General features: G+C 53.5%; 30 protein-coding genes, 1 tRNA gene and 1 pseudogene. 10 read left to right on the plus strand and 22 right to left on the minus strand.

Annotated elements, in window-relative coordinates; genetic code table 11:
- Positions 1-418, plus strand: a pseudogene (locus B4N58_RS09815) (hypothetical protein); the annotation flags it as partial.
- 116 nt (positions 419-534) lie between these two features.
- The gene (locus B4N58_RS09820; protein ID WP_008247929.1) at positions 535-1365 is read left to right on the plus strand and encodes a hypothetical protein; all 831 of its coding nucleotides are present in this window, start codon (positions 535-537) and stop codon (positions 1363-1365) included.
- 55 nt (positions 1366-1420) lie between these two features.
- On the opposite strand, the gene B4N58_RS09825 is transcribed toward B4N58_RS09820, so the two are convergent.
- Entirely contained in the window at positions 1421-2494 is a 1074-nt protein-coding gene (locus B4N58_RS09825) for a 2Fe-2S iron-sulfur cluster-binding protein (RefSeq protein WP_291748713.1), read from the minus strand.
- Positions 2495-2506: 12 nt separating this feature from the next.
- The gene (locus B4N58_RS09830; RefSeq protein ID WP_291748716.1) at positions 2507-3709 is read right to left on the minus strand and encodes an alkane 1-monooxygenase; all 1203 of its coding nucleotides are present in this window, start codon (positions 3707-3709) and stop codon (positions 2507-2509) included.
- Positions 3710-3890: 181 nt separating this feature from the next.
- Between B4N58_RS09830 and B4N58_RS09835 the strand changes: the two genes are divergently transcribed.
- From B4N58_RS09835 to B4N58_RS09865, 7 genes are all read left to right on the plus strand, one after another.
- Entirely contained in the window at positions 3891-4538 is a 648-nt protein-coding gene (locus B4N58_RS09835; protein ID WP_291748719.1) for a TetR/AcrR family transcriptional regulator, read from the plus strand.
- 131 nt (positions 4539-4669) lie between these two features.
- On the plus strand, positions 4670-5413 hold the full coding sequence (locus tag B4N58_RS09840) for a response regulator transcription factor (protein ID WP_291748721.1): 744 nt from the start codon (positions 4670-4672) through the stop codon (positions 5411-5413).
- Positions 5414-5467: 54 nt separating this feature from the next.
- On the plus strand, positions 5468-6736 hold the full coding sequence (hemA, locus tag B4N58_RS09845; protein WP_008247921.1) for a glutamyl-tRNA reductase: 1269 nt from the start codon (positions 5468-5470) through the stop codon (positions 6734-6736).
- The gene (prfA, locus tag B4N58_RS09850; protein ID WP_008247918.1) at positions 6737-7819 is read left to right on the plus strand and encodes a peptide chain release factor 1; all 1083 of its coding nucleotides are present in this window, start codon (positions 6737-6739) and stop codon (positions 7817-7819) included.
- Entirely contained in the window at positions 7816-8739 is a 924-nt protein-coding gene (prmC, locus tag B4N58_RS09855) for a peptide chain release factor N(5)-glutamine methyltransferase (RefSeq protein WP_008247917.1), read from the plus strand. Before prfA ends, prmC begins: the two co-directional genes overlap by 4 nt.
- A gap of 12 nt (positions 8740-8751) precedes the next feature.
- Positions 8752-9084 (plus strand): Grx4 family monothiol glutaredoxin, encoded by a 333-nt coding sequence (grxD, locus tag B4N58_RS09860; RefSeq protein ID WP_008247916.1) that lies wholly within the window; start codon positions 8752-8754, stop codon positions 9082-9084.
- Positions 9085-9137: 53 nt separating this feature from the next.
- Complete coding sequence (locus B4N58_RS09865) at positions 9138-9740, plus strand: UbiX family flavin prenyltransferase (RefSeq protein ID WP_008247914.1); 603 nt, start codon at positions 9138-9140, stop codon at positions 9738-9740.
- Between the two features lie 11 nt (positions 9741-9751).
- Here the strand turns inward: B4N58_RS09865 and B4N58_RS09870 are convergent, their stop codons facing one another.
- The 8 genes from B4N58_RS09870 to B4N58_RS09905 form a co-directional block, all read right to left on the minus strand.
- A complete protein-coding gene (locus B4N58_RS09870; RefSeq protein ID WP_291748734.1) occupies positions 9752-10618 on the minus strand; it encodes a class I SAM-dependent methyltransferase in 867 nt (288 codons plus the stop codon).
- Positions 10619-11083: 465 nt separating this feature from the next.
- Positions 11084-11159 (minus strand) — tRNA-Thr (locus B4N58_RS09875).
- Positions 11160-11173: 14 nt separating this feature from the next.
- Positions 11174-11716 carry a ClpXP protease specificity-enhancing factor gene (locus B4N58_RS09880; RefSeq protein WP_040512238.1) on the minus strand — a complete coding sequence of 181 codons (543 nt, stop codon included), beginning with the start codon at positions 11714-11716 and terminating at the stop codon, positions 11174-11176.
- 46 nt (positions 11717-11762) lie between these two features.
- On the minus strand, positions 11763-12365 hold the full coding sequence (locus B4N58_RS09885) for a glutathione S-transferase N-terminal domain-containing protein (RefSeq protein ID WP_008247910.1): 603 nt from the start codon (positions 12363-12365) through the stop codon (positions 11763-11765).
- A gap of 75 nt (positions 12366-12440) precedes the next feature.
- Positions 12441-13199, minus strand: coding sequence for a cytochrome c1 (locus B4N58_RS09890; protein WP_291748740.1), 759 nt, complete (start codon positions 13197-13199; stop codon positions 12441-12443).
- 26 nt (positions 13200-13225) lie between these two features.
- Positions 13226-14491, minus strand: coding sequence for a cytochrome b (locus B4N58_RS09895; protein WP_008247908.1), 1266 nt, complete (start codon positions 14489-14491; stop codon positions 13226-13228).
- A gap of 25 nt (positions 14492-14516) precedes the next feature.
- Positions 14517-15122 (minus strand): ubiquinol-cytochrome c reductase iron-sulfur subunit, encoded by a 606-nt coding sequence (gene petA, locus B4N58_RS09900; protein WP_008247907.1) that lies wholly within the window; start codon positions 15120-15122, stop codon positions 14517-14519.
- A gap of 145 nt (positions 15123-15267) precedes the next feature.
- Positions 15268-16020, minus strand: coding sequence for a Nif3-like dinuclear metal center hexameric protein (locus tag B4N58_RS09905; protein WP_291748879.1), 753 nt, complete (start codon positions 16018-16020; stop codon positions 15268-15270).
- A 32-nt stretch (positions 16021-16052) separates the two neighbouring features.
- Here B4N58_RS09905 and B4N58_RS09910 point away from each other — a divergent pair, with 32 nt between their 5' ends.
- Entirely contained in the window at positions 16053-17204 is a 1152-nt protein-coding gene (locus B4N58_RS09910) for a S1C family serine protease (RefSeq protein WP_008247905.1), read from the plus strand.
- Positions 17205-17251: 47 nt separating this feature from the next.
- Here B4N58_RS09910 and tatC read toward each other — a convergent pair whose 3' ends face one another.
- Genes tatC through hisD form a run of 12 tightly spaced genes read right to left on the minus strand, consistent with a single transcriptional unit; the run spans position 17252 to position 25127 of the window.
- The gene (tatC, locus tag B4N58_RS09915) at positions 17252-17989 is read right to left on the minus strand and encodes a twin-arginine translocase subunit TatC (protein WP_008247904.1); all 738 of its coding nucleotides are present in this window, start codon (positions 17987-17989) and stop codon (positions 17252-17254) included.
- Positions 17990-18004: 15 nt separating this feature from the next.
- Positions 18005-18433 (minus strand): Sec-independent protein translocase protein TatB, encoded by a 429-nt coding sequence (gene tatB / locus B4N58_RS09920; RefSeq protein WP_008247903.1) that lies wholly within the window; start codon positions 18431-18433, stop codon positions 18005-18007.
- 24 nt (positions 18434-18457) lie between these two features.
- Entirely contained in the window at positions 18458-18694 is a 237-nt protein-coding gene (tatA, locus tag B4N58_RS09925) for a Sec-independent protein translocase subunit TatA (RefSeq protein WP_008247902.1), read from the minus strand.
- Between the two features lie 35 nt (positions 18695-18729).
- Positions 18730-19086, minus strand: coding sequence for a histidine triad nucleotide-binding protein (locus B4N58_RS09930; RefSeq protein WP_008247901.1), 357 nt, complete (start codon positions 19084-19086; stop codon positions 18730-18732).
- Between the two features lie 22 nt (positions 19087-19108).
- Positions 19109-19447: a phosphoribosyl-ATP diphosphatase gene (locus B4N58_RS09935; RefSeq protein ID WP_291748754.1), complete on the minus strand. Its 339-nt coding sequence runs from the start codon at positions 19445-19447 to the stop codon at positions 19109-19111.
- Positions 19448-19460: 13 nt separating this feature from the next.
- On the minus strand, positions 19461-19886 hold the full coding sequence (gene hisI / locus B4N58_RS09940; RefSeq protein WP_008247898.1) for a phosphoribosyl-AMP cyclohydrolase: 426 nt from the start codon (positions 19884-19886) through the stop codon (positions 19461-19463).
- A 13-nt stretch (positions 19887-19899) separates the two neighbouring features.
- Positions 19900-20664 (minus strand): imidazole glycerol phosphate synthase subunit HisF, encoded by a 765-nt coding sequence (gene hisF, locus B4N58_RS09945; RefSeq protein WP_008247896.1) that lies wholly within the window; start codon positions 20662-20664, stop codon positions 19900-19902.
- Complete coding sequence (gene hisA / locus B4N58_RS09950; RefSeq protein WP_008247894.1) at positions 20664-21413, minus strand: 1-(5-phosphoribosyl)-5-[(5-phosphoribosylamino)methylideneamino]imidazole-4-carboxamide isomerase; 750 nt, start codon at positions 21411-21413, stop codon at positions 20664-20666. Before hisA ends, hisF begins: the two co-directional genes overlap by 1 nt.
- A gap of 52 nt (positions 21414-21465) precedes the next feature.
- The gene (gene hisH, locus B4N58_RS09955; protein ID WP_291748758.1) at positions 21466-22098 is read right to left on the minus strand and encodes an imidazole glycerol phosphate synthase subunit HisH; all 633 of its coding nucleotides are present in this window, start codon (positions 22096-22098) and stop codon (positions 21466-21468) included.
- Positions 22095-22682 carry an imidazoleglycerol-phosphate dehydratase HisB gene (gene hisB / locus B4N58_RS09960; RefSeq protein WP_291748761.1) on the minus strand — a complete coding sequence of 196 codons (588 nt, stop codon included), beginning with the start codon at positions 22680-22682 and terminating at the stop codon, positions 22095-22097. Before hisB ends, hisH begins: the two co-directional genes overlap by 4 nt.
- A 14-nt stretch (positions 22683-22696) precedes the next feature.
- Positions 22697-23797, minus strand: coding sequence for a histidinol-phosphate transaminase (gene hisC / locus B4N58_RS09965; RefSeq protein WP_008247883.1), 1101 nt, complete (start codon positions 23795-23797; stop codon positions 22697-22699).
- Positions 23798-23804: 7 nt separating this feature from the next.
- The gene (gene hisD, locus B4N58_RS09970; protein ID WP_291748764.1) at positions 23805-25127 is read right to left on the minus strand and encodes a histidinol dehydrogenase; all 1323 of its coding nucleotides are present in this window, start codon (positions 25125-25127) and stop codon (positions 23805-23807) included.
- Between the last annotated feature and the right edge of the window lie 10 nt (positions 25128-25137).

The following is a 25137-nucleotide window of genomic DNA, read 5'->3' on the forward strand; positions in this document are numbered from 1 at the left end:
TGAAGACGGTATCATCACTGGCGCCATGACACTGGACGGCCTGCTGGCCGGCGGCATCCCAGGTGCACCTGCAATCCCAGGCTTGCCTGGTGGCGAAGGCGGTACCGAAGGCCCAACCGGAACACCTCTGGACGCAGTACTGGCTCCATTGACTGATCTGGCTGGCGGCGGTTTGCCAGAACTCCCAGGCTTGCCTGGTGGCGAAGGTGGTACCGAAGGCCCAACCGGGACACCTCTGGATGCAGTATTGGCGCCATTGGCTGATTTGGCTGGCGGCGGTTTGCCAGATGCGGGTGGTTTGCCAATTCCGACAGATCCATCTGCCCTGACAGATCTGCTGGGTGGCACAGGCTCACCACTGGGCTCACTGCCCGGCGCTGATGACCTGCCAACTATCCCAGGCCTGCCAACTGCCTAAACAGCAGAAGGCTCCACAAGAAACCCCTCTTCGGAGGGGTTTTTTATTTGAATCCAAATCGCGGTTCACCACAGTAAAAATAATAACTTTACCGACAACCCAACGGACATCACCTTATGAGCACGGCACCTCAAATTGGCACCATTGCCTCAAAAACCGACAAGCTTTTGGTTCAACGCCAGGGCGAGCAACTCACTTTGCGTCAAGGCGATGCAATTCTGGCTGGTGACGTTCTACAGAACAAGGACTTGGTCGCAGTGGATATTGAGCTACCCGGTCAAGCGGCTGGCCAAGCCGATTCTCTGGTTACCCTGGCCCCAGAATCCGCAGCTCAAATTGCCACCAACTCAGCCGCAGAAGGCGGCATGATTGAAGTAACCTCGTTAACAGAGGGCGTCGAACTATTTGCAGTCAGCGAAGGCACCGATGGTGCAATTTTGCTGGCCGATGCAGGCACAGGCTTTAGCGGACTGGTTGGTGCAGGTCTGCTATCTGCGGGCACTGCTGGCAGTGTCAGCGGTATTGCCACTGCAATCGGTGGAGGTGTTGGTGTGGCCGCCCTTGCAGCATCCTCTGGAGACGACACCAACGTGGAAGGTTCTGCCTTTACTGATGTCCGCGTAGACAATGGCGATGAAACCACAGACCCAGTTGACAATCCCGAGAACCCCGACGAAAGTGAAAATCCAGAAGACCCAGAGAATCCGGAAGATCCTGTCGACAACCCAGAAGAACCAGAGGAACCCACTGATCCAGTCAACGAAGGAACCACTGGTACGCCACTGGATGCGGTACTCGACCCCTTGGCCGACGCGCTTGGAGGCACACCTTTGTCGGTGATTTCCGATCCATTGTTTGATGCCTTGGGATCTTTGCCAATCGGCTCAGCACCCAATCCTGCAGACGCATTGCCACTGGATGCAATCACTGGCAACTTGCCGGTCTGATTTAAAGTTTTAACCAGTAAAAAAACCACCTTACGGTGGCTTTTTTATTTCCCGATCACTCGAATTTGTCGTAACGGATATTCTCAGCTTTCACACCCAACTTCGAAAACTTTGCAATCGCCGCATCAATCATCGCAGGCGGCCCGCACAGGTAAGCCTGAACCTGAGGCCACTCCAGCTCAAGCTTGTCCAACTCGTCTGTCACGTAACCACGCGCACCGTTCCAGCTCGAATTGGCAGGCTCTTCAGACAACACCTGCTTAAAATTCAGAGAACCACGCCAACCCTGTTGAATACGACCAATTTCTTCATCCGCATACAAGTCGCGCTGTGTGCGTGCGCCAAACAGATAAACAGCATCCCGGGTTTCACCAGCCCATTTCGCCTGTTCCAGCAAACTCAAAATAGGAGCCATGCCACTGCCACCGGCCACACAAACAATCGGCGCTGGCTTCTCACCTTCGGCGGGGCGCAAATAAAAATCACCAAACGGTCCACTCATACTTAACCGGGTTTCCTGTCGATTGGCTGCAAACAACCATTCAGTGAACTTGCCTCCAGGCACCTTGCGCACATGAAAAACAAGTTCATTGGCTTCTTGGCCTTTTGGTGCAATCGCGAAACTGTAGTTGCGGGACAGGCTGAATTCTTCAAGTCGAATTTCAGCATATTGACCCGCCTTGAAAGGCATCGGATCATCCAGCGCCACACGCAATTCCACAATGTCGTGCGTCAAATCTTTCTGGCCCACAATCGTGCCGCGGGTTTCAACCAAACGGTCACCGCCAGAGGTCAACTCCACTTCAATTTCCAGATCAGTTTCCGGAATGGACTGACAGGCCAGGATCATTCCAGCCTTCAAATCCTCGGCGCTCAGCACATAACTTGAATCGGTCAGTTCGCGCACCTTGCCGCTTTTCAGCTTGCACTTGCATTGCGTGCAACTGCCCACACGGCAATTGTGTGGAAACCCCAAACCTGCCGACAAGGCAGAATTCAAAATAACCTTACGGCCTTTCTCCACCTCGAAGCTTTGCCCACCCGGGGCCACACTCACCTTGTGCGTTACCTTGCCTTTTTTGCCAGCTGCTGCACCACCCTGCAATCCAAACCATTCAAGCAATTTCATGATGCTCTCCCTTTACGCGGCAGCGCGCTTCAGTTGTTGGCCAGTCTGCTGCCCCAACTGGGCAGATTTCAAACCTTTCATACCACTCTTCACACTGGCATCAATCGCCAGTTTTTTCTCCTCCGGCGTGGCAAAAGTTTCATCCCAGTGGTTCAACAAAGGCGTCATCACTTTTTTGTAAAGCGGTGGCACCAAGGCCAACAAAATAGTGCCCAGATAGCCTGTGGGCAACATGGGCGCATGACGATAGCTGCGCAGGTTCCAGTATTCCTGATCTGCCTCAGCATGGTGGTGCGAGTGGCGGGTCAGCGCGTACAACAAAGCAGTCGACACCGAAGCATTCGTGTTCCAGCTGTGACGTGGTTCTACCTTGTCTTCAGGACGACGAACAATCCCGTAATGCTCCATGTAGTTCACGATTTCAAGCAGGGTCTTGCCGCCCGCGCTCATGATCCAGAACATCACTACCCCTGCCCAGCCACCGATGTAGAACGATGCAGCAAACAAACTCAAGCTCATCAAATTACCGCGCATCATGCGACTGTGAATCGGGTTCCACACGGATTGATTGAACTTGGCCAAGCGTTGCTTTTCCAACTTCCAGGCCGACTTGTAACCGCCAATGGTGCTTTTCAGTACAAAGCCGTATACATTCTCGCCGCGCTGGGCCGTGGCAGGGTCAGCAGGTGTACCCAGGTTTTTGTGGTGACCGTATACATGCTCGATCGCAAAAGAAGCATCACAGGTAAACGCCAGCATCCAGCGGCCCAAAATCATGTCGCGCATACTGTAGGTGCGGTGGGTCAACTCATGGCCAACATTGGTGCCACCGGCACCAAACAAAAATGCACCCGCAACCGCGCCCACAAACCATTGGTACCAGGTGGTGTCTGCTTGCAATTGCAAACGGTCATAACCGAAAGTGTTCTTCATGAATGCATCAATGCCCAATACATCCACCGGCGCTACCGCCCAGGTGAAGCAAAGCGTCACCCACATCAAAATTGGCAGTGTCAGCCACAGCATCAAATTCAGAAAAAACTCGCCTTCCATCCGGGGCTCGCTGCGATCATCGGGCAGCAACACATCGCCCAAAGCCACAACAAGCACCAAAGCGGCAATGCCGGTGTACATCCACGCACCGCCCTGCATCATGGCGTGCATCACACCAATGGCAATCAGCGGAAAAGTGGTGAATTTGAGGTAGTGCAACATAGGTGGTCTCCCGTTTATGAATGCCCAATAGTTATTGTTGGAAGGGCAAGGTCTATCCCGACGAAAATCATGTTAACGATTGTAAACATACTCGTCAATACCTTTGCTTATCAAATTGGATAAAACTTCTAAATCAAGGATTCATAACAGATGTTCGGGTTTTCGCTATAATCACTGGCTTATGACCTCCAACGCATCAACCATCCACGGCCGAACCCGGCTCATTGAAGCTGCACTGAACCTGAGCTATCACCGGCGAAGTTTCTCCAGCCTCGGTATTCGCGAAATAACGCGCGAAGCGAAACTGTCTGCGCCCGCGTTTTACAGGCACTTTGAAGACTTGGCCGACCTGGGCACAGCCGTCATTCTCGAGGTTGAAAAAGCAGTGCTGGACGCCTTCACTGAAGTCCGAATCAGCACGGCCAAAGAGGCAGACCTCGACATTCGCCCCATGCTCGTCAAACGGTTTTTTGATTGGGCGGCCGAGAATCCAAAACCAGTCGTAGTGGGTGCCTCCGAGGCTTTCGGTGCACTGGAGCGCATGCGCGACGGCCTGAAAAAAACGATTCGGGCGATCAGCGAAGACATTTGCAGCGACAACCGTATTGCTGCCCTGCTGCCCGGTTTACCCCAAGAAGAAATGATCGAAGTGCTGGAAGTACTCGCCCAAAACGTGTTGTTCATGGCGGTTGAGTACGTCGAGAAACCCGATCAACGGCAGGCTATCTATGACAAAGCGCTTCGGATTGTGGCTGTCATCTTTGCTGGCGCACATGCCACGCACGCCATGAAACTGGAACAGGATCAGGAAAGCACTCAAGCCCCCTGATTGATAAATTGGATGCCCATTCAATTTAACAAAAAAGCAACATTGTGTTTCATGCCCTGTTTAAACGATTAAACTGTCAACACACAAATTAACATTGTGGTAACAAAAATTCCGAACCAGGAGCCACACCCATGCGCATCGCCATTCTTGAAGACGACCTGACACAAAGCGAAATGCTGCGCTGGGTGCTCGAATCGGTCAACCACAAATGCCATTGTTTTGCCACGTTCAAAAGCTTTCAAACCGCTTTGTACCGCGACAGCTTCGACCTTGTTCTTCTGGATTGGGTACTGCCCGACAGCTCTGGCCCCAAAGTCATGCACTGGATCCGTGAAACCCTGCACATCAAAGTACCCGTGCTGTTCATCACCTCCAAAACCGACGAAGAGAATATTGTTGAAGCGCTCAACGCCGGTGCAGACGACTACATGATCAAGCCCATCCGTCGCGGCGAACTGATCGCCCGGGTCAATGCCCTGCTACGCCGCGCCTATCCCGAACTAACCGCCCCGGAAGTGTTTGAAATCACCGACCTGGAATTTCATCCCAAGTTCTCGACAATCGTGCGCCATACAAAGCGCGTGGTCATGACCCAAAAAGAATTCGATTTGGCGCTTCTGCTGTTTCGCAACCTCGGCAAACCGCTGTCAAGGTCACACATCCAGGAAACCGTGTGGGGACGCGACACCGATTTACCCTCGCGAACCATGGACACCCACATCTCGCGCGTTCGTTCCAAGCTGGCCTTGCGACCCGAACAGGGCTTCCGTTTAACCCCAGTCTATGGCTTTGGTTACAAACTGGAGCAGGTTGATCACGAAGGCAAATCATCTGACCTGGCAAAAATCAAACGCCAACTCGCCGAGAACGATTGAAGGCGAGTACGCCATAGCGGGTTATAATGAAGGGTTTTCCGCCCAGTAGGTATTATGGAGCTTTTCGCAGTCGGCCTGAATTATCAATCCGCACCGCTCGCACTACGCGAGCGTTTGGCGTTTCCGGCCGAGCAATTGCAAGAGGCATTGCGCGCACTGGCACAGCGTGTTCAGGCCCCTGAAGCGGCCATTCTTTCCACCTGCAACCGCACTGAAGTGTATTGCGCAGCCAGCAATATTGAGCAGCTGAAAACCGATCTGCTTGAATGGCTGGCCGTCAACCGCAACATTCCCACCACCGAACTAGGCCCTCACCTGTACATTCTTCCCCAGCAGGAAGTGGTCCGCCATGCATTCCGCGTGGCCAGTGGCCTGGATTCCATGGTGCTGGGCGAAGCACAAATTCTGGGTCAAATGAAGCAGGCTGCACGCACCGCCGAAGAAGCCGGCACGCTGGGTCAAATGCTGCACCAACTGTTTCAACGCACCTTCTCGGTCGCCAAAGAAGTACGCTCACACACTGAAATTGGTGCCCACTCGGTATCTATGGCCTCCGCAGCCGTAAAACTGGCCAGCCGAATTTTCGGCGACCTTGGAAAGCGCAATGTGCTGTTTATCGGCGCTGGTGAAATGATTCAACTGTGCGCCACACACTTCGCCGCCCAAAACCCGAAAAGCATCACCATTGCAAACCGCAGCGCAGATCGCGCCAACCAATTGGCTCAAACCCACGGCGCCAGCGTCATCGGTCTGGCCCAGGTTCCAGAGCAACTCGCGAAATCCGACATTGTCATATCCTGCACCGCCAGCACCCTGCCAATCATTGGCCTGGGCATGGTTGAAGCCGCCTGCAAAAAACGCAAACACGAACCCATTTTCATGCTCGACCTCGCGGTACCTCGCGACATCGAAGCGCAAGTCAGCAAACTCGACGACGTGTTTCTATACTCCGTCGACGACCTCAGCCAAATTGTGCAGGAAGGCCGTGAGCAACGGGCCGCTGCTGTTGAACAAGCCGAGGCCATCATCGAATCGCAGGTCCAGGGCTTCATGCGCTGGATGAGCGAACGCTCACTGGTGCCCACCATTCAGGAAATTCACCAGAAAGCCGACGACATCGCGCAGCTTGAACTCGACCACGCCCGTAAGCAACTGGCCAAGGGCACACCTGCCGACGACGTACTGCAACTGATGGCCCACCGCATGAGCGCAAAATTCATGCACGGCCCCATGCAGGCGCTACACCACGCCAGCCCAGCCGAACGGGAAGCCCTGTTAAAGTGGCTCCCACAGCTCTTCAACATTAAAAACACCGACAAATAGATGAAAGACAGCATGCGGAACCGGCTAACGCGCCTTGCCGAGCGCCTTGCCGACCTTGAAGAATTTTTGTCGTCCCAAAACGCAGCCAATGACATGGCGCAGTTCAAGGCCATCACGCGTGAACGCTCCGAACTGCTGCCCGCCACCGAGCGCTTTGCCGAATACCTGAGCATAGAGGCAGACCTCAACACTGCACAAGAATGGCTTTCCGACCCCGACATGCGCGACATGGCCCGCGAGGAAATTGCGCAAAATGAAGCGAAACTTGCGCAACTCGAAGCCGATCTTCAACGCCTGCTGCTCCCCAAAGACCCCAACGACCACCGCAACGCCATGCTTGAAATTCGCGCCGGTACGGGCGGCGATGAGTCTGCATTGTTCGCGGGCGACCTGTTTCGCATGTACACCCGCTACGCCGAGCGGCAGGGTTGGCAAATTGAAGTCATGAGTGCCAGTGAATCGGAACTGGGGGGCTACAAAGAAGTCATCATTCGCCTTGCCGGTGACCACGTGTACAAGCACCTGAAGTTTGAATCGGGGGGGCACCGTGTGCAGCGCGTACCAGCCACGGAAAGCCAGGGGCGCATACACACCTCCGCCTGCACCGTGGCCGTGATGGCCGAACCCGACGAAGCCGAAGTGATCGAAATCAACCCTGCCGATTTGCGAATTGACACCTACCGCGCCAGCGGCGCAGGTGGCCAACACATCAACAAAACCGATTCGGCCGTGCGCATTACCCACTTGCCCACAGGCCTGGTGGTTGAATGCCAGGACGAACGCAGCCAACACAAAAACAAGGCCAAAGCCATGAAGGTGTTGAACGTACGCCTTCAAGACAAAATTGACCGTGAACGCCAGGCCGCCGAGGCCAGCGAACGCCGCAGCCTCGTGGGTTCAGGCGACCGTTCTGAACGTATTCGAACCTACAACTTCCCGCAGGGGCGAATGACCGACCACCGAATCAACTTGACCCTGTACAAACTCGACTACATCATGGATGGAGACTTGACCGACCTGATGAACGGCCTGACCGCATTTCACGAAGCCGAACTGCTGGCCGAAATTACAGCCAAAGAATGAGCACACTGCCCAAGCCCACCATTGAATCGGTGTTGCAGCAAACACGTGAAGAAACCGGGCTTGCGCCCAGTGAACTGCGTATTTTGATGACCCACATCACGGGTTTTGATCGCGTGGGCCTGGTCACCAAAGGCAACCGGGAATTGCCCATGGATCAGCTCAGTGCCTTCAAGTCACTGGCCGCCAAAAGGCAGCAAGGCGAACCCATCGCCTACCTGGTACAACAAAAAGAATTCTATTCACGCCCGTTCTTTGTCGACCCCCGGGTATTAATACCCCGCCCGGAGACCGAAGAACTTGTGGAGCACGCCCTTGGTTTTTTGCAGAGCAAATCTACAGAAAATCTGCTCACCCGGGTGCTCGACATTGGTTGCGGCAGCGGCGCCATTGCCGTGTCACTCGCGCTTGAAAATCCCATTCTTGAAGTCACCGCCACCGACATTTCTGCAGACGCATTGTGGGTGGCTCAATTCAACGCCAACGAATTGGGTGCGAAAAACATCCGCTTTCTTCAATCCGATCTCTTCGAGAATCTATTGAATCAAACACCCCCACTGGCGTTCGACCTGATTTGCAGCAATCCGCCCTACATTGAACTGGGGGATGAACACCTTTCCCAAGGTGATCTGCGTTTCGAGCCCCAACAAGCCTTGACCGACGGGGGCGATGGCCTGCACTTTTACCGTGAAATTGCCCAACACAGCCCGAGCCTGCTGCGCGCAGGTGGCGGCGTGCTGGTTGAGCATGGCCACACACAGCAAGAGGCCGTGAAAGCCCTGTTTTCCAAAGCGCCTTATGTCGATGTTCAAGGCCTGCCCGACCTGGCCGGTACACCGCGCTTTGTATTCGCCCGTATTGAAAACGAGCGTTTTATACCCACATCCATTACACTACAGGGTTGTAGCAATCCATCCAATTGAAAGGAAGTCTTTATGAGCGTTCGCGATTCCATTCACGAAACCGTCACCAGCCACCCCGTGGTTTTGTTCATGAAAGGAACTGCCCAGTTCCCCATGTGCGGGTTTTCTGGTCGCGCCATTCAAATCCTGAAAGCCTGCGAAGCTGAAAAAGTAGTCACAGTGAACGTGCTGGACGACCCCGAAATTCGCCAAGGCATCAAAGAATATGCCAACTGGCCTACCATTCCACAGCTTTACGTGAATGGCGAATTTTTGGGTGGTTGCGACATCATGACCGAGATGTACCAAAGCGGCGAATTGAAGGCACTAATTGCCGCCGCCAATGCGTCCACCAAGTCTGAATAAATCATGAAACAGGCCGCACCAATCATCGTGCGGCCACTTCCAGGCACACCATCTTGAGCAGCACCCTCTCCCACCAGTTCAAGCAGTCCATCACCGTCGCCATTACAGGTGCCAGTGGCGCTTTGTACGGCTTGAAAATTCTCGACTTGCTGCGCGCGCGCGGCGACACAGAAGTGCATCTGGTGGTGTCGTCTTCAGGCTGGCTTACCCTGGCCAGTGAAAGCGACTTGAGCAAAGAAGAAATTGAAGCCAAAGCCCATGTGGTGCACTCGCCCAAGCAAGTGGGCAACTGCATTGCCAGCGGATCTTACCCGTCCGCAGGTATGGTCATTGCGCCCTGCTCCATGCACACCCTGGCCGCCGTGGCACATGGCTTGTCGAACAATCTGATTACCCGTGCCGCCGATGTGGTGTTGAAAGAACGGCGCCGTCTGGTGTTGCTACCCCGCGAGACACCGCTGAATTTGGCGCATCTTCGCAACATGGTCAGCGTGACAGAAATGGGCGGCATTGTGATGCCACCGGTGCCTGCACTGTATCAGCGCCCAAGCAGCATCGACGCCATGGTCACAGACACCGCCCAACATGCCCTGCAACTGCTGGGTTTGCCCAATGTGCAGCGCAATGAATGGCAGGGACTTAAAAGCAGCAGTTAAAGCGGTATAGCCTACGCAGGCACATGAAAGCGCTGCTGCAATCCTTCCTCACCATCCAGCCCCAGCTCAAGCAGCATGTCGCGCAAACGTTGTGCCGCCTTTGGATTCGATCGCTGGTGTTTCTTCGCAATAATCAACTCATTCTTCATCGAGTGCTCCCAACCCACCAACTCCGTGACAGTCACCTGGTAGCCATGCGCCTCCAGTTGCAAGCAACGCAACACATTCGTTAGCTGACTGCCAAATTCACGGGTGTGAAGCGGGTGGCGCCACATTTCCACCAAACTGGTTTTACCAAGTTGGCTGGCTTTGTTCTTGCGCAAGTGTGTAGCCACCTCGGCCTGACAACACGGTACCAAGGCCATAAACTTCGCCTGTTTTTTCAAGCCAAATGAAATCGCATCATCTGTAGCCGTGTTGCAAGCGTGAAGCGCAGTCACAATATCAACTGTTTCAGGTAAGTCGAGGTGTTCTGTGGCTTGTGCCACTGGCAAATTAATAAACTGCATGCCTGCATCAAAACCAAGCTGTTTGGCCAGGGTATTGGACCTGTCCACCAACTCTTGTCGGGTTTCCACACCAGCCACCACAGCCCCTTCCCGGTTTTGCTTGATATACAGGTCATACAAAATAAACCCAAGATACGATTTGCCTGCACCATGATCTACGAGGTACAAACCTCCGTCATTGGCTTTGCGAACTTCGTCGATCAAAGGCTCAATAAAATGAGTCAGGTGGTAAACCTGCTTCAGCTTCCTTCTGCTGTCCTGGTTAATGCCGCCTTCACGCGTCACAATGTGCAGCGCCTTCAACAGGTCAATTGACTGGCCTGGTTTCAGCTCGAGGGCATCTAAAGGATTCTTCTTGAGTTTTGGCATAGGTGGCTTGCTGCGTTGAATTCGATGCGCACAGTGTAAAGGGTTCTGCGCAACAGCGGCGCAGGTTCATGGCCCACACTGCGCGTGTTGATATTCCGCTTGGCATGTCTTTATGACCCACTCGGCACGAATTTCAATCTCTCGCCAGAAAACTTGCTGGCTTGGCGCGTCGAGACTAACGATCGCGCCCTGGCGCGAAAGCCAAGACCCGACCGTTACTTTTGGAGGGCTTGCAAGACCCGACCGTTACTTTTGGAGGGCTTGGCTTAGTGCAGGCTCAAGACGACAAGCCGGAATGCCAAGTTTTCGGGCAGCGGTGACCATTCAAGTTTGGCTCCCAACTCACCGGCCCTGTGGAGCACAAGTAACCCACGTCGAATTGGCAATAGACGCCAGCACAAGACGCATCATCACGAGTTCGACAGAAAATTATTTGGATGACTTCCCGAGAGATCGGGAGAAGAATGGTGCCGCTTGTCGGATTCGAACTGACGACCTACCGCTTACAAGGCGGTTGCTCTACCAACTGAGCTAAAGCGGCACTTAAGAGAAGCGCTATTTTACTCGAGTCAGATGATTTTTTTTCTTCTGCCCGGGTTTTTTTGGTGTTTTTTCATCAGATTTATCTGATTTAGCCACAGACAAAGGCTGCGGGTCTTCAGAAGCACCCGAAACTGAACGCAAACCGGCCGGTTTGTCATCAGGATCAGATGAAACAGGCTCATCCTCTTCATCAAGAATGAACTGCACAGCCTCGTTTCCATCACCCTCAATTTCTGCCAAGGGCTTCAGCACTTCAAAAGCCATGCCATGCCCGTTTTCACGCGCATAGATTGCACTAATTTGTTCAATGGGTACAAAAATTTCGCGAACTACACCGCCAAAACGGGCTTCGAACTCAACCGCAGAGTTACCGAGACTCAATTTGTTGGTGGCCAAAGGAGACGTATTCAAAACGATCTCCCCGGCCTTCACAAACTCTTTCGGCACCTGGGTTTTCTCATTCACAGCCACGGCAAGGTAAGGCGTGTAGCCATTGTCGACGCACCATTCATGAATGGCTCGAATCAAATACGGCTTTGTGGATACTTCAGTCACTGCTTTTTCCTCGACGTGTCTGGATGCCTGCTCAGCGAGCATCCAATTAACGACGCATCACCTTCTCGGAAGGTGTCAATGCATCAATAAAGGCTGGCTTCGCGAAAATACGTTCCGCATACTTCATCAGTGGCGCAGCGGACTTCGGCAGTTCAATACCGTAGTGCTCCAACCGCCACAACAATGGGGCCAACGCCACATCCAGCATCGAAAAGTCTTCGCCCAGCATGTATTTACTTTTAAGAAACACAGGTGCCAGCTGGGTGAGCTGCTCACGAATCGCCGACTTCGCTTTGTCCATGGCCTTGGGGTTACCTGCTTTTTCCAACACGCTCACGTGTTGAAACAGCTCACGCTCAAAATTGAACAGGAACAAGCGAGTACGTGCACGCATCACTGGGTCTGCAGGCATCAACTGGGGATGAGGGAAGCGTTCATCAATGTACTCATTGATGATGTTTGACTCGTACAAAATCAAATCACGTTCAACCAGAATTGGCACCTGGCTATAGGGGTTCATCACACTGATGTCGTCAGGCCGATTGAACAAGTCAATGTCCTTGATCTCGAAATCCATGCCTTTTTCATGCAAAACGAACCGGCAACGCTGAGAAAACGGGCAGGTCGTTCCAGAGTAAAGAACCATCATAATGTTGTCATCCCAAAACAAAAAATGGCCGGGGCGAGCAAACACCCCAGCCTGTACATGATTAAGCCAAAAAGCTTACTTGATGTCTTTCCAGTAAGCGGCGTTCAAGCGCCACGCAAAAATGGTAAACACGCCAAAGAACAACAGCACGATTACACCCAACTTGAAGCGGTCTTCGCGCACGGGCTCGGCCATAAACACCAGAAAACTGGTGAGATCGGCCATGGCCTGGTCGTATTCAACCTGGGTCATGGTACCGGGCTTGGCCAATTCAAAGCCAACAAACTGCTGAACTGTACCTTCCTTGCCATAGCCGGCAGGCACCTCTTCGTACTTCGCAACCTGCTCACCCTGTAATTCCCACAACACATGAGGCATGCCCACATTCGGGAAAGCCATGTTGTTCCAGCCAGTTGGCTTGGAAGGATCACGGTAATAAGTACGCAGGTAGGTATAGATGTAATCAGCGCCAGGACCATTTGCAGAAGCACGCGAACGTGCAATCAGCGACAAATCTGGAGGCGCGGCACCAAACCACTTCTTGGCATCTTTTGGATCCATTGAAATGTTCATGGTGTCGCCGACGTTGTCGGTCGCAAACATCAGGTTTTCCTTGATCTGCTCATCGGTCAAACCAATGTCTCGCAAGCGGTTGTAACGCATGCTTTCAGCAGAGTGGCAATTCAAACAATAGTTGGAGAACAACTTGGCGCCACGTTGAAGCGCAGCCAGGTCGTTCGTCAGGTCCGGGGCCTTGTCGAGCGGGTAATTACTACCCGCGCCGAACACCAGTGAAGGCACAAGAGCCAGCAAAGCCAAAATCTTTTTCATCATCTAGTCCTTATCTTGTCCAGTCGGGCTCAGTGCGCTTCAAACACAACACGGTCGGGCACGGGCTTGAATGTGCCCAGCTTTGACCACCATGGCATCGCCAGGAAGAACAGGAAGTAGTACAAGGTACCAATCTGCGACACGATTTGACCAATGTCTGATGGTGGCTTCACACCCAGATAACCCAACACGATGAAGTTGATTACGAACACAGCGTAAATCCACTTGTGCAGCGCTGGACGATAGCGGATTGACTTAACCTTGCTCTTGTCCAGCCATGGCAGGAAGAACAGGATTACAACCGCACCACCCATGGCCACCACACCCCAGAACTTCGCATCCAGACCCAGGAACGGGAATGTGATAGCGCGCAGGATGGAGTAGAACGGTGTGAAATACCAAACAGGTGCAATGTGCGCTGGCGTCTTCAATGGGTCAGCTGGAATGAAGTTGTTGTATTCCAGGAAGTAACCACCCATTTCTGGCGCGAAAAACACAATGGCTGAAAACACCATCAGGAATACGCCCACACCCAGAATGTCGTGCACGGTGTAGTAGGGGTGGAACGGAATGCCGTCCAAAGGCTTGCCGTTGGCGTCCTTCTTTTCCTTGATTTCAACGCCGTCAGGGTTGTTCGAGCCCACTTCATGCAAAGCAACCAGGTGAGCAGCAACCAGACCCAGCAGCACCAATGGGATGGCGATCACGTGGAAAGAGAAGAATCGGTTCAAGGTTGCATCGGAAACCACATAGTCACCACGAATCCAGATGGCCAAATCAGGGCCAATCACAGGAATTGCGGAGAACAGGTTCACGATTACCTGCGCACCCCAGTAGCTCATCTGACCCCAAGGGAGCAAATAGCCAAAGAACGCCTCAGCCATCAGGCACAGGAAAATGGCAACACCGAAAATCCAGATCAGTTCACGGGGTTTGCGGTATGAACCGTACAACAAGCCACGCATCATGTGCAGATAAACCACCACGAAGAACATGGAAGCGCCTGTCGAGTGCATGTAACGCACCAGCCAGCCCCAAGGCACATCACGCATGATGTACTCAACAGACTGGAAAGCTTTTGCCGCGTCTGGTTTGTAGTGCATGACCAGGAAAATACCGGTCACGATCTGGATGACCAACACCAGCAAAGCCAGTGAGCCAAAGAAATACCAGAAGTTGAAGTTCTTGGGCGCATAGTACTCGGACAAATGCGCTTTGTAGGTCGAGGTCAGGGGAAAGCGCTGGTCAATCCAGCCCAACACGCCTGTTGTTTCGACTTTTTTGTCTGCCGCCATAATTACTACTCCTCGCTCTCAGATGTCAGGCGTTGTTCTCGTCTACACCGATCAACAACTTGGTGTCTGACAAATATTTGTGGGGTGGCACTTCCAGGTTGTCCGGAGCAGGCTTGCCAGCGTAAACGCGGCCGGCCAGGTCAAACGTTGAGCCGTGACAGGGACAGAAGAAACCGCCTTGCCAGTCATCAGGCAGGCTAGGCTGGGGGCCAGGTTCAAAACGGGCAGAAGGCGAGCAACCCAGGTGTGAGCAAATACCAACCGCCACCAGGTATTCGGGTTTGATTGAGCGATGAATGTTGCGTGCGTACTCAGGTGTTAGCTGGTCGGGGCTTCGTTCAGAGTTGGGGTCGGCCAATTGGTCATTCAACTCGGGCAAGGCTTCGAGCATCGCTGGATCGCGACGAACTACCCAAACGGGCTTTCCGCGCCATTCGACAGTTTTCATGTCACCTGGCTGCATGCCAGAAATATCAAGCTCAACGGGCGCACCGGCTGCTTTCGCGCGCTCGGAGGGTGCCATTGAAGTCAGAAACGCGCCACCAGTTGCCGCAGCCGCCACACCACCCGCTGCGCCGCAAGCGATCATCCATACGCGACGTTCTTTGTCTACAGGTTGATTATTGCTCATCAAAATAACCCCGAAAGTAAAATCCAGTGATCCATGCAACCGGAGATTGTACCCTAGCACGGTTTAAACAAGGAACAGTTTTGAGGACATTTCGTCCAATTGACAATCAAGCACAGCCAAAATGTGGCCATACATTAGAAAACATCTAAACCGCGACAAACAAATCACGGAACATCACCTCGATGCCATACCGCTGCGCAATCCACTCGCCCAAGGCCTTCACACCGCAGCGCTCCGTGGCGTGGTGGCCCGCACCCAACAAGCTGACGTTGCATTCACGGGCCACATGCACAGCAGGCTCGGATAACTCACCCGTCAGGTATAAATCGGCGCCCTGCAAGGCCGCTTCTTCCACATAACCTGGTGCCCCACCAGTACACCAGGCCACAGTGGCCACCTTGCGTTCCGGGTCGCTGTTACCTTCTACTTGAACATGGTGACCCAGTACATCGCTTACCTGCTGAACCAACGCACTCAAAGGCTGGGGCATAGGCAACACGCCCAGGTGAACCAAACCCTTGTCGCCCACCACACGGGTACTTGGCCAACCCAACATTTTGCCCAATTGGGCGTTGTTGCCCAACTCAGGGTGTTTGTCCAGCGGCAAGTGGTAAGCAAACACGTTCAAATCATGCGCCAGCGCCAACTGCAGACGTTCTTTGCGAAACCCGGTGACCACTTGGGGGTCACCTTTCCACATCAAACCGTGATGCACCAAAATTGCATCGGCATTCAGCTCCGCCGCCAGCTCAATCAGCGCCCTCGAAGCGGTTACACCTGTCAGCAACCGCTGGATATGGGGCTTGCCTTCCAACTGCAGTCCATTTGGGCAATAATCTGACATGCGAGCCTGATCCAGCAATTCCCGCAAATCATGTTCCAGTACATTCCGATCCACTGAAGCCAACGGCGCACCCCTGCATTCTTGATATGTTAAAAAAACTCTGGCTGACTTTTGCTCAAGCCTTAACCGTACTTCTTGCATTGTATTTCATCACCGAAGTACTGCGCCCAGAGTGGGTACCCAACTGGCTGCAAAAGCCGGCGTACCAAACCGCCCAGCCTGAAGGTGTAGCTGGCTACAGGCACGCCGTGGACACCGCCATGCCAGCCGTGGTAAATATTTTTACCAGCAAACGCGCAAGCAACCTACCCAAACACCCGTTTTTTGAAGATCCGGAAATCCGGAAATTCTTCGGCGATGAACTTGAGGAGCAGTTTGAGGAAGAAGAACAAGCATCCAGCCTGGGTTCGGGTGTCATTGTGAACAGCGACGGCTTGATTGTAACCAACCAGCATGTGGTTGAAGCAGCCGACGAAATCGAGGTCAGCCTGAACGATGGACGAACCACCAAAGCGGAGCTTGTCGGAACCGACCCAGAAACTGATCTGGCTGTGCTCCGAATCAAACTTGATAACTTGCCGAGCCTGAAATTTGCCGCCGAAGAAACCGTGAAGGTGGGCGATGTGGTGCTGGCCATGGGCAACCCGTTCGGCGTGGGTCAAACAGTGACCATGGGCATTGTCAGCGCACTTGGGCGCAACAAGGTGGGCATCAATACGTTTGAAAACTTCATCCAGACCGATGCGGCCATTAACCCTGGAAATTCAGGTGGCGCGCTCGTCGACACGGCTGGCAACCTGCTGGGCATCAACACCGCCATTTACAGCCGCTCCGGTGGATCATTGGGCATTGGCTTTGCAATCCCCGCCAAAACAGTACAAGGCGTGTTAAACCAGATTGTTCGCACTGGCACGGTCACGCGGGGTTACATCGGCGTGGAACAACAGAACATCACGGAAGAACTGGCCACGGCTTTTAACCTGCCGCAGAAAGACGGTGTGATTATTGCCGGCATTGTAAAAGACGGCCCAGCCGACAAGGCTGGTCTGAAGGTGGGCGATATTTTGCTGAAACTTGACGGTCAAAAGATTTCTGATACCACTCAAATGCTCAACCTGATCGCAGCCTATGCGCCGGGCGAGAAAAAGTCAGTTGAGTTGCTTCGGGATGGCAAAAACGAAACCTTGAATATCGAAATTGGTGTGCGACCCAAACCAGGTGATTTCATCAAGCGATAAAAAAAGCCCGCACATCAGCGGGCTTTTTTTATTCAGACGACATCAGTTTACTCAACAATCTGTTGTCGCTGTTTACCAATTAGTTTGGCGAACAATATTCCAACTTCGTACAAAATACAGATCGGTATGGCCAGGAACAGCTGGGACATCACATCGGGCGGCGTCACGATTGCGGCGATCACAAAAGCGGCCACAATCACGTACCCCCGAATTTCAACGAGTTTTTCAACTGTCACTATACCCAGATAAACCAGCACCACCACCACGATGGGCACCTCGAAGGTCATGCCGAAAGCCATGAACATGGTCAGCACAAAGCTCATGTAAGCCTCAATGTCTGGAGCGGGCGTGATGCTTTGCGGCGCGAAATCATTGATGAATGCAAACACCTTGCCAAACACAATGAAATGGCAAAATGCGATCCCGATCAGAAACAGCACAGTGCTTGAGAAAATAATGGGCAGCGCCATTTTTTTCTCGTGCTGATAAAGCCCCGGCGCCACAAAAGCCCAAGCCTGATACAACAGGATCGGCAGTGAGATCACGAAGGCAACCATGGCGGTCAACTTGACCGGAACCATGAATGGGGTGATCACGCCCGTGGCGATCATTTTGGTGCCTTCGGGCAACGCGCTTTGAATGGGCTGCGCCAGAAGATCGAAAATGAAAGCGGCGCCTGGATAGGCCATCAATGCGACAAACACAATGATGAAACCAATCACGCCACGCAAAAGCCTGTCTCGGAGCTCGACCAGGTGACTGACAAAATTTTCTTGCTGACTCATTCCAATTGCACCTTGTTATTTGGCTTCTGCCTTGGGGGCAGGCCCCGCAGACTGCGCGGATGCCGACGACTCTTCAGCCTTGGTCACACTGGCCTGAGTGGTGGTTTGTGGTGCTGTTGATGCGGGCTTGCTGGCTTCCAGTTCGGCAATGTCATCCTCAATCGACTTCACAGACTTGTTCAAGTCCGCCTCGGTGTCTCGAATGGTTGACTGCACATCGCCTTCCATCTTGCGGGCTGCGGTCTGCATTTCTGCCTGCAACTTGCGCAGCTCGTCAATTTCCATTTCCCGGTTAATTTCAGACTTCACGTCACTGACGTAACGCTGGGCCTTGCCCAACAAGTGACCCACTGTTTTGGCCACCTTGGGCAGTTTTTCAGGGCCTATCACCAGCAGCGCGATCACTGCAATGATAAGCATTTCCGAGAAAGCAATGTCGAACATGCTGCGCGCCGCAAAAAGGGGAAATTAGCTGGAAGATTTCTCTTTGGCTTCTACGTCAATGGTGTCAGACTTTTTATTGCTGTCGTCGGCCAGTTTCGTCGTGTTTTGCTCTTCATCCGAGCCGCCTTCTTTCATGCCCTGCTTGAAGCCTTTCACTGCGCCACCGAGATCGGAGCCGATGTTGCGCAACTTCTTGGTGCCGAACACCAACATCACGATAACCAGCACAATCACCCAGTGCCAAATGCTAAATGAACCCATGACTTACTCCTAGTTTGTGTCTGTATCTTGATCAGTTACAAGGCTGGCATGCCCAGCATGACGCCCAATGGTTTATCACCGCCAAGAATGTGCACATGAACATGATACACCTCTTGGCAACCTACCCTTCCAGTGTTCACGATGGTTCGAAACCCGTCGTGACACCCTTCTTGCTTGGCCAATTGCCCCGCAATGGTCATTATTTTTCCCATCACGGGAATGTCTTCTTCAGTGGCATCAGCCAGCGTGGGAATGTGCTTTTTCGGAATAATCAGAAAGTGCACTGGCGCAGCTGGCTTGATGTCGTGAAACGCGAGGATATCCTCGTCTTCATATACTTTTCTGCTAGGGATTTCCCCAGCGACAATCTTGCAAAAAATGCAATCTGACATGTCTTGTCCTTTTCCCGTGTATTTACTGGGGCCGATTGGCCTTCTCAACCAAACCTGACAAACCCATACGGCGATCCAGCTCTGCCAGTACATCGGCAGCGGTCAAACCGTGCCAGCCCAGCAATACAAGGCTGTGAAACCACAAATCGGCTGTTTCAGCGATCACCTTGGCTGGGTCCTGATCCTTGGACGCCATCACCAATTCGCAAGACTCCTCGCCGATCTTTTTCAGGATCGCATCTTGCCCTTTGTGGTACAACTTGGCCACATAAGATTGCTCAGGACTGGCTTGCTTGCGTTCTTCAAGAACTTTCGTCAAACGCTCGAGCAAATCTCCAGACGCTTTTTCAAGGTCAGCCATGCGTGTTCATTCCTTATTTTTTGCCGTACATGTCGGAAGGGTTTTTCAGCACAGGGTCTTTGGCAACCCAACCGGGCTTTTCACCCGGCACACCTTCCAGCGCATAGTAAAAGCAGCTTTCACGGCCTGTGTGGCAAGCAATACCGCCTACCTGTTCCACCATCAGCACCAGCACATCGCCATCACAATCCAGGCGAATTTCCTTGACCTTCTGCTGGTTGCCCGATTCCTCACCTTTGTGCCACAGTTTACCGCGCGAACGTGAAAAATACGTTGCAAAGCCTGTACTGGCAGTTATTTCCAGCGCCTCTCGGTTCATCCAGGCGACCATCAACACGCGTTTGCTGATGTGGTCTTGTGCAACCACGTTCACCAAGCCCTTGTCATCAAAGCTGACGCTGTCCAGCCAGTTCCCGGTGATTACGACATCCTTGCTCATTGAGAACGCTCCTTTACAAGCGAACTGTAATGCCGGCCTTGGCCATGTGGGCCTTGGCCTGCTGCACGGTGTACTCGCCGTAGTGAAATATGCTGGCTGCCAGCACAGCGCTGGCTTTGCCTTTGATCACACCATCCACCAGGTGGTCGAGATTGCCCACACCACCGCTGGCGATCACGGGAATGGAAACGGCATCTGACACAGCTCGGGTTAATTCCAGGTTGAAACCAATTTTGGTACCGTCACGGTCCATGCTGGTCAACAGCAATTCGCCAGCACCCAAGGCCTGCATTTTGCGCGCCCATTCAACAGCATCAAGCCCCGTGGGCTTTCGACCGCCGTGGGTATACACCTCCCAGCCTGGCTCGCCATTGCTTTTCGCCTTGGCATCGATGGCCACGACAATGCACTGGGAACCATACTTGGTGGCAGCTTCACCGACCAATTCGGGATTGGTGACTGCCGAGGTGTTGATACTGATTTTGTCAGCACCAGCGTTCAGAAGCCTGCGCACGTCTTCAACCTTGCGCACACCGCCTCCCACAGTCAAGGGAATAAACACCTGACTGGCCACCGCCTCTATCACATGCAGAATCAGGTCACGGTCATCAGACGATGCCGTGATGTCCAGAAAGGTCAGTTCGTCTGCGCCTTGTTCATCGTAACGACGAGCAATTTCCACGGGGTCACCCGCATCGCGCAGTTCCACAAAGTTGACGCCTTTGACCACCCGACCTGCGGTTACATCCAGGCAGGGAATGATACGGCTTGCAAGCATTAGTAGGACTTTCCGTTCAATTCATCGGCCAGGGACTGGCCCTTGGCGAAATCAAGCGTACCTTCGTAGATGGAGCGGCCACAAATGGCACCCATCACACCCTCGTGCTCAACCGCACACAGTTGCTTCACATCATCCAGATTGGTAATGCCACCCGAGGCGATCACCGGAATGGTCAGGGCATTGGCCAGGCGAACCGTGGCTTCAATGTTGACACCGCCCAACATGCCGTCACGGCCAATGTCGGTGTAAATAATGGCCTCTACGCCATAGCCTTCATATTTCTTGGCCAGATCAACCACGTCGTGACCGGAAATTTTGCTCCAGCCGTCGGTGGCCACTTTGCCTTCCTTGGCATCCAGACCAACTATAATCTGGCCGGGAAATGCGCCGCAGGCATCGTGGAGAAAACCGGGATTCTTTACGGCCGCCGTACCAATAATGACGTAGCTCAGACCATCGTCCAGGTAACGCTCAATCGTATCGAGGTCACGAATACCACCACCCAACTGCACCGGAATGGCACCACCCACAGCATCCAGAATGTCAATAATGACACCCTCGTTCACGGGTTTGCCCGCAATCGCGCCATTCAAATCGACCAGGTGCAAGCGGCGCGCGCCACTTTCAACCCATTTCATGGCCATTTCGACCGGATCTGCCGAGAAAATGGTGGCATCGTCCATATTGCCTTGCTTCAGGCGAACACACTGACCGTCTTTCAGGTCGATTGCTGGAATGAGTAACATGAGACTGTGTTGTTAACTATTCAAGTGAGTGGAAAAAATAATCGGTAAAAACTCAGGGGTTCCATCTTAAAAAGTTGGAGTACAGCCTTAAGCCGTCTTCCGCACTTTTTTCAGGATGAAACTGTGTTGCAAAGATGTTATCCCGTGCGATGGCGCAGGTAAAGCGAACGCCGTAGTCTGTTTCACCCGCAACATGGTCCGGATTGACGGGGTTGACATGATAGCTGTGCACAAAATAGAACCATGCACCGTCTTCAATGCCGGCCCACATGGGGTGCTGGGTGCGCTGGTTCACCTGGTTCCAGCCCATGTGCGGCACCTTCAGGCCACATTCCACAGTCAGGCGGGGATCAAACTTCACAACATCACCCGGAAACAGGGAAAGACATTCAGCAGGCCCTTCAGCGCTGCGTTCCATCATCATTTGTTCGCCAACACACACACCAAACAAGGGCTTTGATTCGGCAGCGCGGTACACGGCTTCCATCAAGCCCGATTCCCGAAGTGCTTTCATGCAGTCTGGCATGGCACCCTGCCCAGGCAGCACAACCCGGCTGGCCCGGTCAATCAAGGCATGGTCGTCGGTAATCTGGATTTCCTGATTTTCGAGCTTTACATGTTGCAAGGCCTGGGCCACCGAACGCAGGTTACCCATGCCGTAATCAACAACGGCAACTAGACTCACAAAGCACCTTTGGTACTGGGAATGGCACCCTGTTGACGCTCATCAATTGCAACTGCCATGCGCAAAGCACGGCCAAACGCCTTGAACACGGTTTCACACTGGTGGTGTGAGTTCACACCCTTCAGGTTGTCAATGTGCAAGGTGCACAGGGCATGGTTTACAAAACCCTGGAAAAACTCAAACACCAAATCGACATCAAATGCGCCAATGCTGGCACGTGTGAACGGAATATCCTGATGCAGACCGGGGCGCCCCGAGAGGTCAATCACCACGCGCGAAAGAGCCTCGTCCAGCGGCACATAGCTGTGGCCGTAACGCACGATTCCTTTTTTGTCGCCCAGGGCTTTCGTGAATGCCATACCCAAGGTAATGCCCGTGTCTTCCACGGTGTGGTGGGCATCAATGTGCAGGTCACCCTTGGCCACGATGTGAAGGTCGAACAGGCCGTGGCGCGAGATTTGTTCCAGCATGTGGTCCAAAAATGGCACGCCCGTCTCGAGGTGGCGTTCGCCTGTACCGTCCAGATTGATTTTCACGGTGATCTGGGTTTCCAGGGTATTGCGGGTAACTTCTGCGGTTCTCATGATTGTCTAAAAAGTTATGCGGCTTTTGTGGCCACTTCGTCGATGGATTGTTGAACAGCCACCAAAAACTGCTGATTCTCTTGCTCAGTGCTCACGGTAACGCGCAAGCAGTTTTGCAACAAGGGGTGGGCTTTGCCCACGTATTTCACCAAGATACCCTTGTTTTTCAGGGCATCAAAGACCTCAAGCGCATTCGGGATACGGAAAAGTACGAAATTGGCGTAAGAATCAAACACTTCAACGTCGCCATTGGGTGTTTTCAGGTTTTTCAGTGACTCGGTCAGCACATCGCGCTGTTCGCGCAGCAGTTTGGCTTGCGCCTCAAAAGCATCGAAATGCTCAAGTGCAAACTGCACCGCAATCCGCGTGAGCACATTCACATTGTAGGGCGGGCGTACTTTGTCGATTTGTTCCACCCAGGCGGGGCTGGCCACTGCATAGCCCAAACGGGCACCTGCCAGACCAAGCTTGGAGAAAGTGCGCAGCACCAATACATTTGGAAATTCAAGCACCCGGGCCATGAACGACGCATCGGCGAAAGCTTCATACGCTTCATCCACAACCACCAGGCCAGGCGTGGCCTCAATGATTTGAACAATTTCGGCTTCGCGCAGCGCCACACCAGTGGGGTTGTTCGGATAAGCCAAAAACACCACTTTGGGCTGATTTGTGGAAATGGCTTTCAACATGGCAGGCATGTTCAAGGTGAAGTCGGGGTTCAGGTCGACTCCCACAAAACGCGCATGGCTCCACTGGCTGTACACCGCATACATCACGAAGGTGGGCACTGGCGAAAGTACTGCATCGCCGGGCATGCAGCAGGCGCGAATAATCAGGTCGATCAGTTCGTCAGAGCCATTGCCAAACAGCACATGGGCCGCTTTTGGAATGGCCGTGCAGGCGCGCAAGGCAACCTCCAGCTCAAGGGCCTTGGGTGCGGGGTATCGGTTTAGCTCGGCTGCTTTCAACTTCTCGGCAAGCGCATCCAGCAAAGTCGCAGGCATGCCCTGGGGGTTCTCCATGGCGTCGAGCTTCAACATGCCGGCCGAAGGAGCCACCACGTAAGCACTGGTGGCCTGCACATCAGCGCGAATTGTTTTTTGAAGTAGGCTCATGGTGCGCTTAGTCTACCTTTCTGAATTTCGGACCAACGCGATACTCGGCAGAGCGCGCGTGTGCTGGCAGGCCTTCTCCATAGGCCAACTCGGCGGCCACTTCACCCAAGGTGCTGGCACCTTCGCGGCTGGCAAAAATAATGCTGCTGCGTTTCTGGAAATCGTACACACCCAGGGGCGAGCTAAAGCGCGCGGTGCCCGCAGTGGGCAACACGTGGTTGGGGCCTGCGCAATAATCGCCCAGCGATTCGCTGCTGTAAGGGCCCATGAAAATGGCACCGGCGTGGCGCAACTTCCCAACCCAGGCGTCGGGGTCTTGCACACTCAGTTCAAGGTGTTCGGGCGCAATTTGATTGCTCAGTTCGCAGGCCTCGTCCATGTCACGCACCTGAATCAGGGCGCCTCGGTTTTTCAGCGATGTGGCAATCACAGTGGCACGGGGCATGGAGTCCATCAGGCGCTTGATGCTGGCCTGCACTTGATCAAGAAATTCCTTGCTTGGGCTTAACAAAATGGACTGCGCCATTTCGTCGTGTTCAGCCTGGCTGAACAGGTCCATGGCGATCCAGTCGGCGTTGGTGCTGCCATCGCAGATCACCAGGATTTCTGAGGGGCCCGCAATCATGTCAATGCCAACGGCACCGAATACACGGCGCTTGGCTTCAGCCACATAGGCATTGCCAGGGCCCACAATTTTGTCTACGCGCGGCACGGTTTGTGTGCCGTAGGCCAAGGCTGCCACAGCTTGCGCGCCACCGATAGTGAACACGCGGTCGACGCCAGCCAGGTGGGCAGCAGCCAATACCATCTGGTTTTTCACGCCACTGGGAGTAGGCACTACCATGATCACTTCTTTCACACCCGCCACTTTGGCCGGCACTGCGTTCATCAGCACGGAAGACGGGTACGCCGCCTTGCCACCGGGCACATACAAACCAGCGCGGTCTAGCGGTGTCACGCGTTGCCCCAGGCGGGTGCCATCGGCCTCGGTGAACTCCCAGCTTTCTGCCACTTGGCGCTCGTGAAATGCACGCACGCGCTGGGCCGCTACTTTCAAAGCTTCGCGCTGGGCAGAATCGAGTGTATCGAAGGCATGCTTCAATTCTTCCTGACCAATTTCAAGTTCAGCGGCACTACCGGCCTTCACCCGATCAAACTTCTCCGTGAACTCCAGCAGGGCTTCATCGCCGCGCTTTCGCACTGCATGAATAATGTCTGCCACTGCGCCTTCCACATGGGGATCGCGTTGTTCTTCATAGGCGAGCAATGCACGGAACTGCTCGGCAAAGTTGGCATCTTCTGTAGACAATCGACGAATTTGGGAAGACATTTTTTACTAC

The organism is Limnobacter sp. UBA3528 (assembly GCF_002377005.1).
Classification (GTDB): domain Bacteria; phylum Pseudomonadota; class Gammaproteobacteria; order Burkholderiales; family Burkholderiaceae_B; genus Limnobacter.

Excerpts from the sequence above, each read along its gene's own strand:
- B4N58_RS09890 (WP_291748740.1), bottom strand. The coding sequence starts at position 13,199 with ATGATGAAAAAGATTTTGGCTTTGCTGGCTCTTGTGCCTTCACTGGTG.
- hisA (WP_008247894.1), bottom strand. The coding sequence starts at position 21,413 with ATGTTACTCATTCCAGCAATCGACCTGAAAGACGGTCAGTGTGTTCGC.
- hisC (WP_008247883.1), bottom strand. The coding sequence starts at position 23,797 with ATGAGCCTACTTCAAAAAACAATTCGCGCTGATGTGCAGGCCACCAGT.
- B4N58_RS09935 (WP_291748754.1), bottom strand. The coding sequence starts at position 19,447 with ATGGCTGACCTTGAAAAAGCGTCTGGAGATTTGCTCGAGCGTTTGACG.
- B4N58_RS09910 (WP_008247905.1), top strand. The coding sequence starts at position 16,053 with ATGTTAAAAAAACTCTGGCTGACTTTTGCTCAAGCCTTAACCGTACTT.
- hisI (WP_008247898.1), bottom strand. The coding sequence starts at position 19,886 with ATGAGCAAGGATGTCGTAATCACCGGGAACTGGCTGGACAGCGTCAGC.
- grxD (WP_008247916.1), top strand. The coding sequence starts at position 8,752 with ATGAGCGTTCGCGATTCCATTCACGAAACCGTCACCAGCCACCCCGTG.
- B4N58_RS09930 (WP_008247901.1), bottom strand. The coding sequence starts at position 19,086 with ATGTCAGATTGCATTTTTTGCAAGATTGTCGCTGGGGAAATCCCTAGC.
- hisF (WP_008247896.1), bottom strand. The coding sequence starts at position 20,664 with ATGCTTGCAAGCCGTATCATTCCCTGCCTGGATGTAACCGCAGGTCGG.
- B4N58_RS09825 (WP_291748713.1), bottom strand. The coding sequence starts at position 2,494 with ATGAAATTGCTTGAATGGTTTGGATTGCAGGGTGGTGCAGCAGCTGGC.
- petA (WP_008247907.1), bottom strand. The coding sequence starts at position 15,122 with ATGAGCAATAATCAACCTGTAGACAAAGAACGTCGCGTATGGATGATC.
- B4N58_RS09895 (WP_008247908.1), bottom strand. The coding sequence starts at position 14,491 with ATGGCGGCAGACAAAAAAGTCGAAACAACAGGCGTGTTGGGCTGGATT.
- B4N58_RS09820 (WP_008247929.1), top strand. The coding sequence starts at position 535 with ATGAGCACGGCACCTCAAATTGGCACCATTGCCTCAAAAACCGACAAG.
- tatC (WP_008247904.1), bottom strand. The coding sequence starts at position 17,989 with ATGAGTCAGCAAGAAAATTTTGTCAGTCACCTGGTCGAGCTCCGAGAC.
- B4N58_RS09870 (WP_291748734.1), bottom strand. The coding sequence starts at position 10,618 with ATGCCAAAACTCAAGAAGAATCCTTTAGATGCCCTCGAGCTGAAACCA.
- hisD (WP_291748764.1), bottom strand. The coding sequence starts at position 25,127 with ATGTCTTCCCAAATTCGTCGATTGTCTACAGAAGATGCCAACTTTGCC.
- tatA (WP_008247902.1), bottom strand. The coding sequence starts at position 18,694 with ATGGGTTCATTTAGCATTTGGCACTGGGTGATTGTGCTGGTTATCGTG.
- hemA (WP_008247921.1), top strand. The coding sequence starts at position 5,468 with ATGGAGCTTTTCGCAGTCGGCCTGAATTATCAATCCGCACCGCTCGCA.
- B4N58_RS09840 (WP_291748721.1), top strand. The coding sequence starts at position 4,670 with ATGCGCATCGCCATTCTTGAAGACGACCTGACACAAAGCGAAATGCTG.
- B4N58_RS09835 (WP_291748719.1), top strand. The coding sequence starts at position 3,891 with ATGACCTCCAACGCATCAACCATCCACGGCCGAACCCGGCTCATTGAA.
- tatB (WP_008247903.1), bottom strand. The coding sequence starts at position 18,433 with ATGTTCGACATTGCTTTCTCGGAAATGCTTATCATTGCAGTGATCGCG.
- B4N58_RS09885 (WP_008247910.1), bottom strand. The coding sequence starts at position 12,365 with ATGATGGTTCTTTACTCTGGAACGACCTGCCCGTTTTCTCAGCGTTGC.
- prmC (WP_008247917.1), top strand. The coding sequence starts at position 7,816 with ATGAGCACACTGCCCAAGCCCACCATTGAATCGGTGTTGCAGCAAACA.
- B4N58_RS09830 (WP_291748716.1), bottom strand. The coding sequence starts at position 3,709 with ATGTTGCACTACCTCAAATTCACCACTTTTCCGCTGATTGCCATTGGT.
- hisB (WP_291748761.1), bottom strand. The coding sequence starts at position 22,682 with ATGAGAACCGCAGAAGTTACCCGCAATACCCTGGAAACCCAGATCACC.
- prfA (WP_008247918.1), top strand. The coding sequence starts at position 6,737 with ATGAAAGACAGCATGCGGAACCGGCTAACGCGCCTTGCCGAGCGCCTT.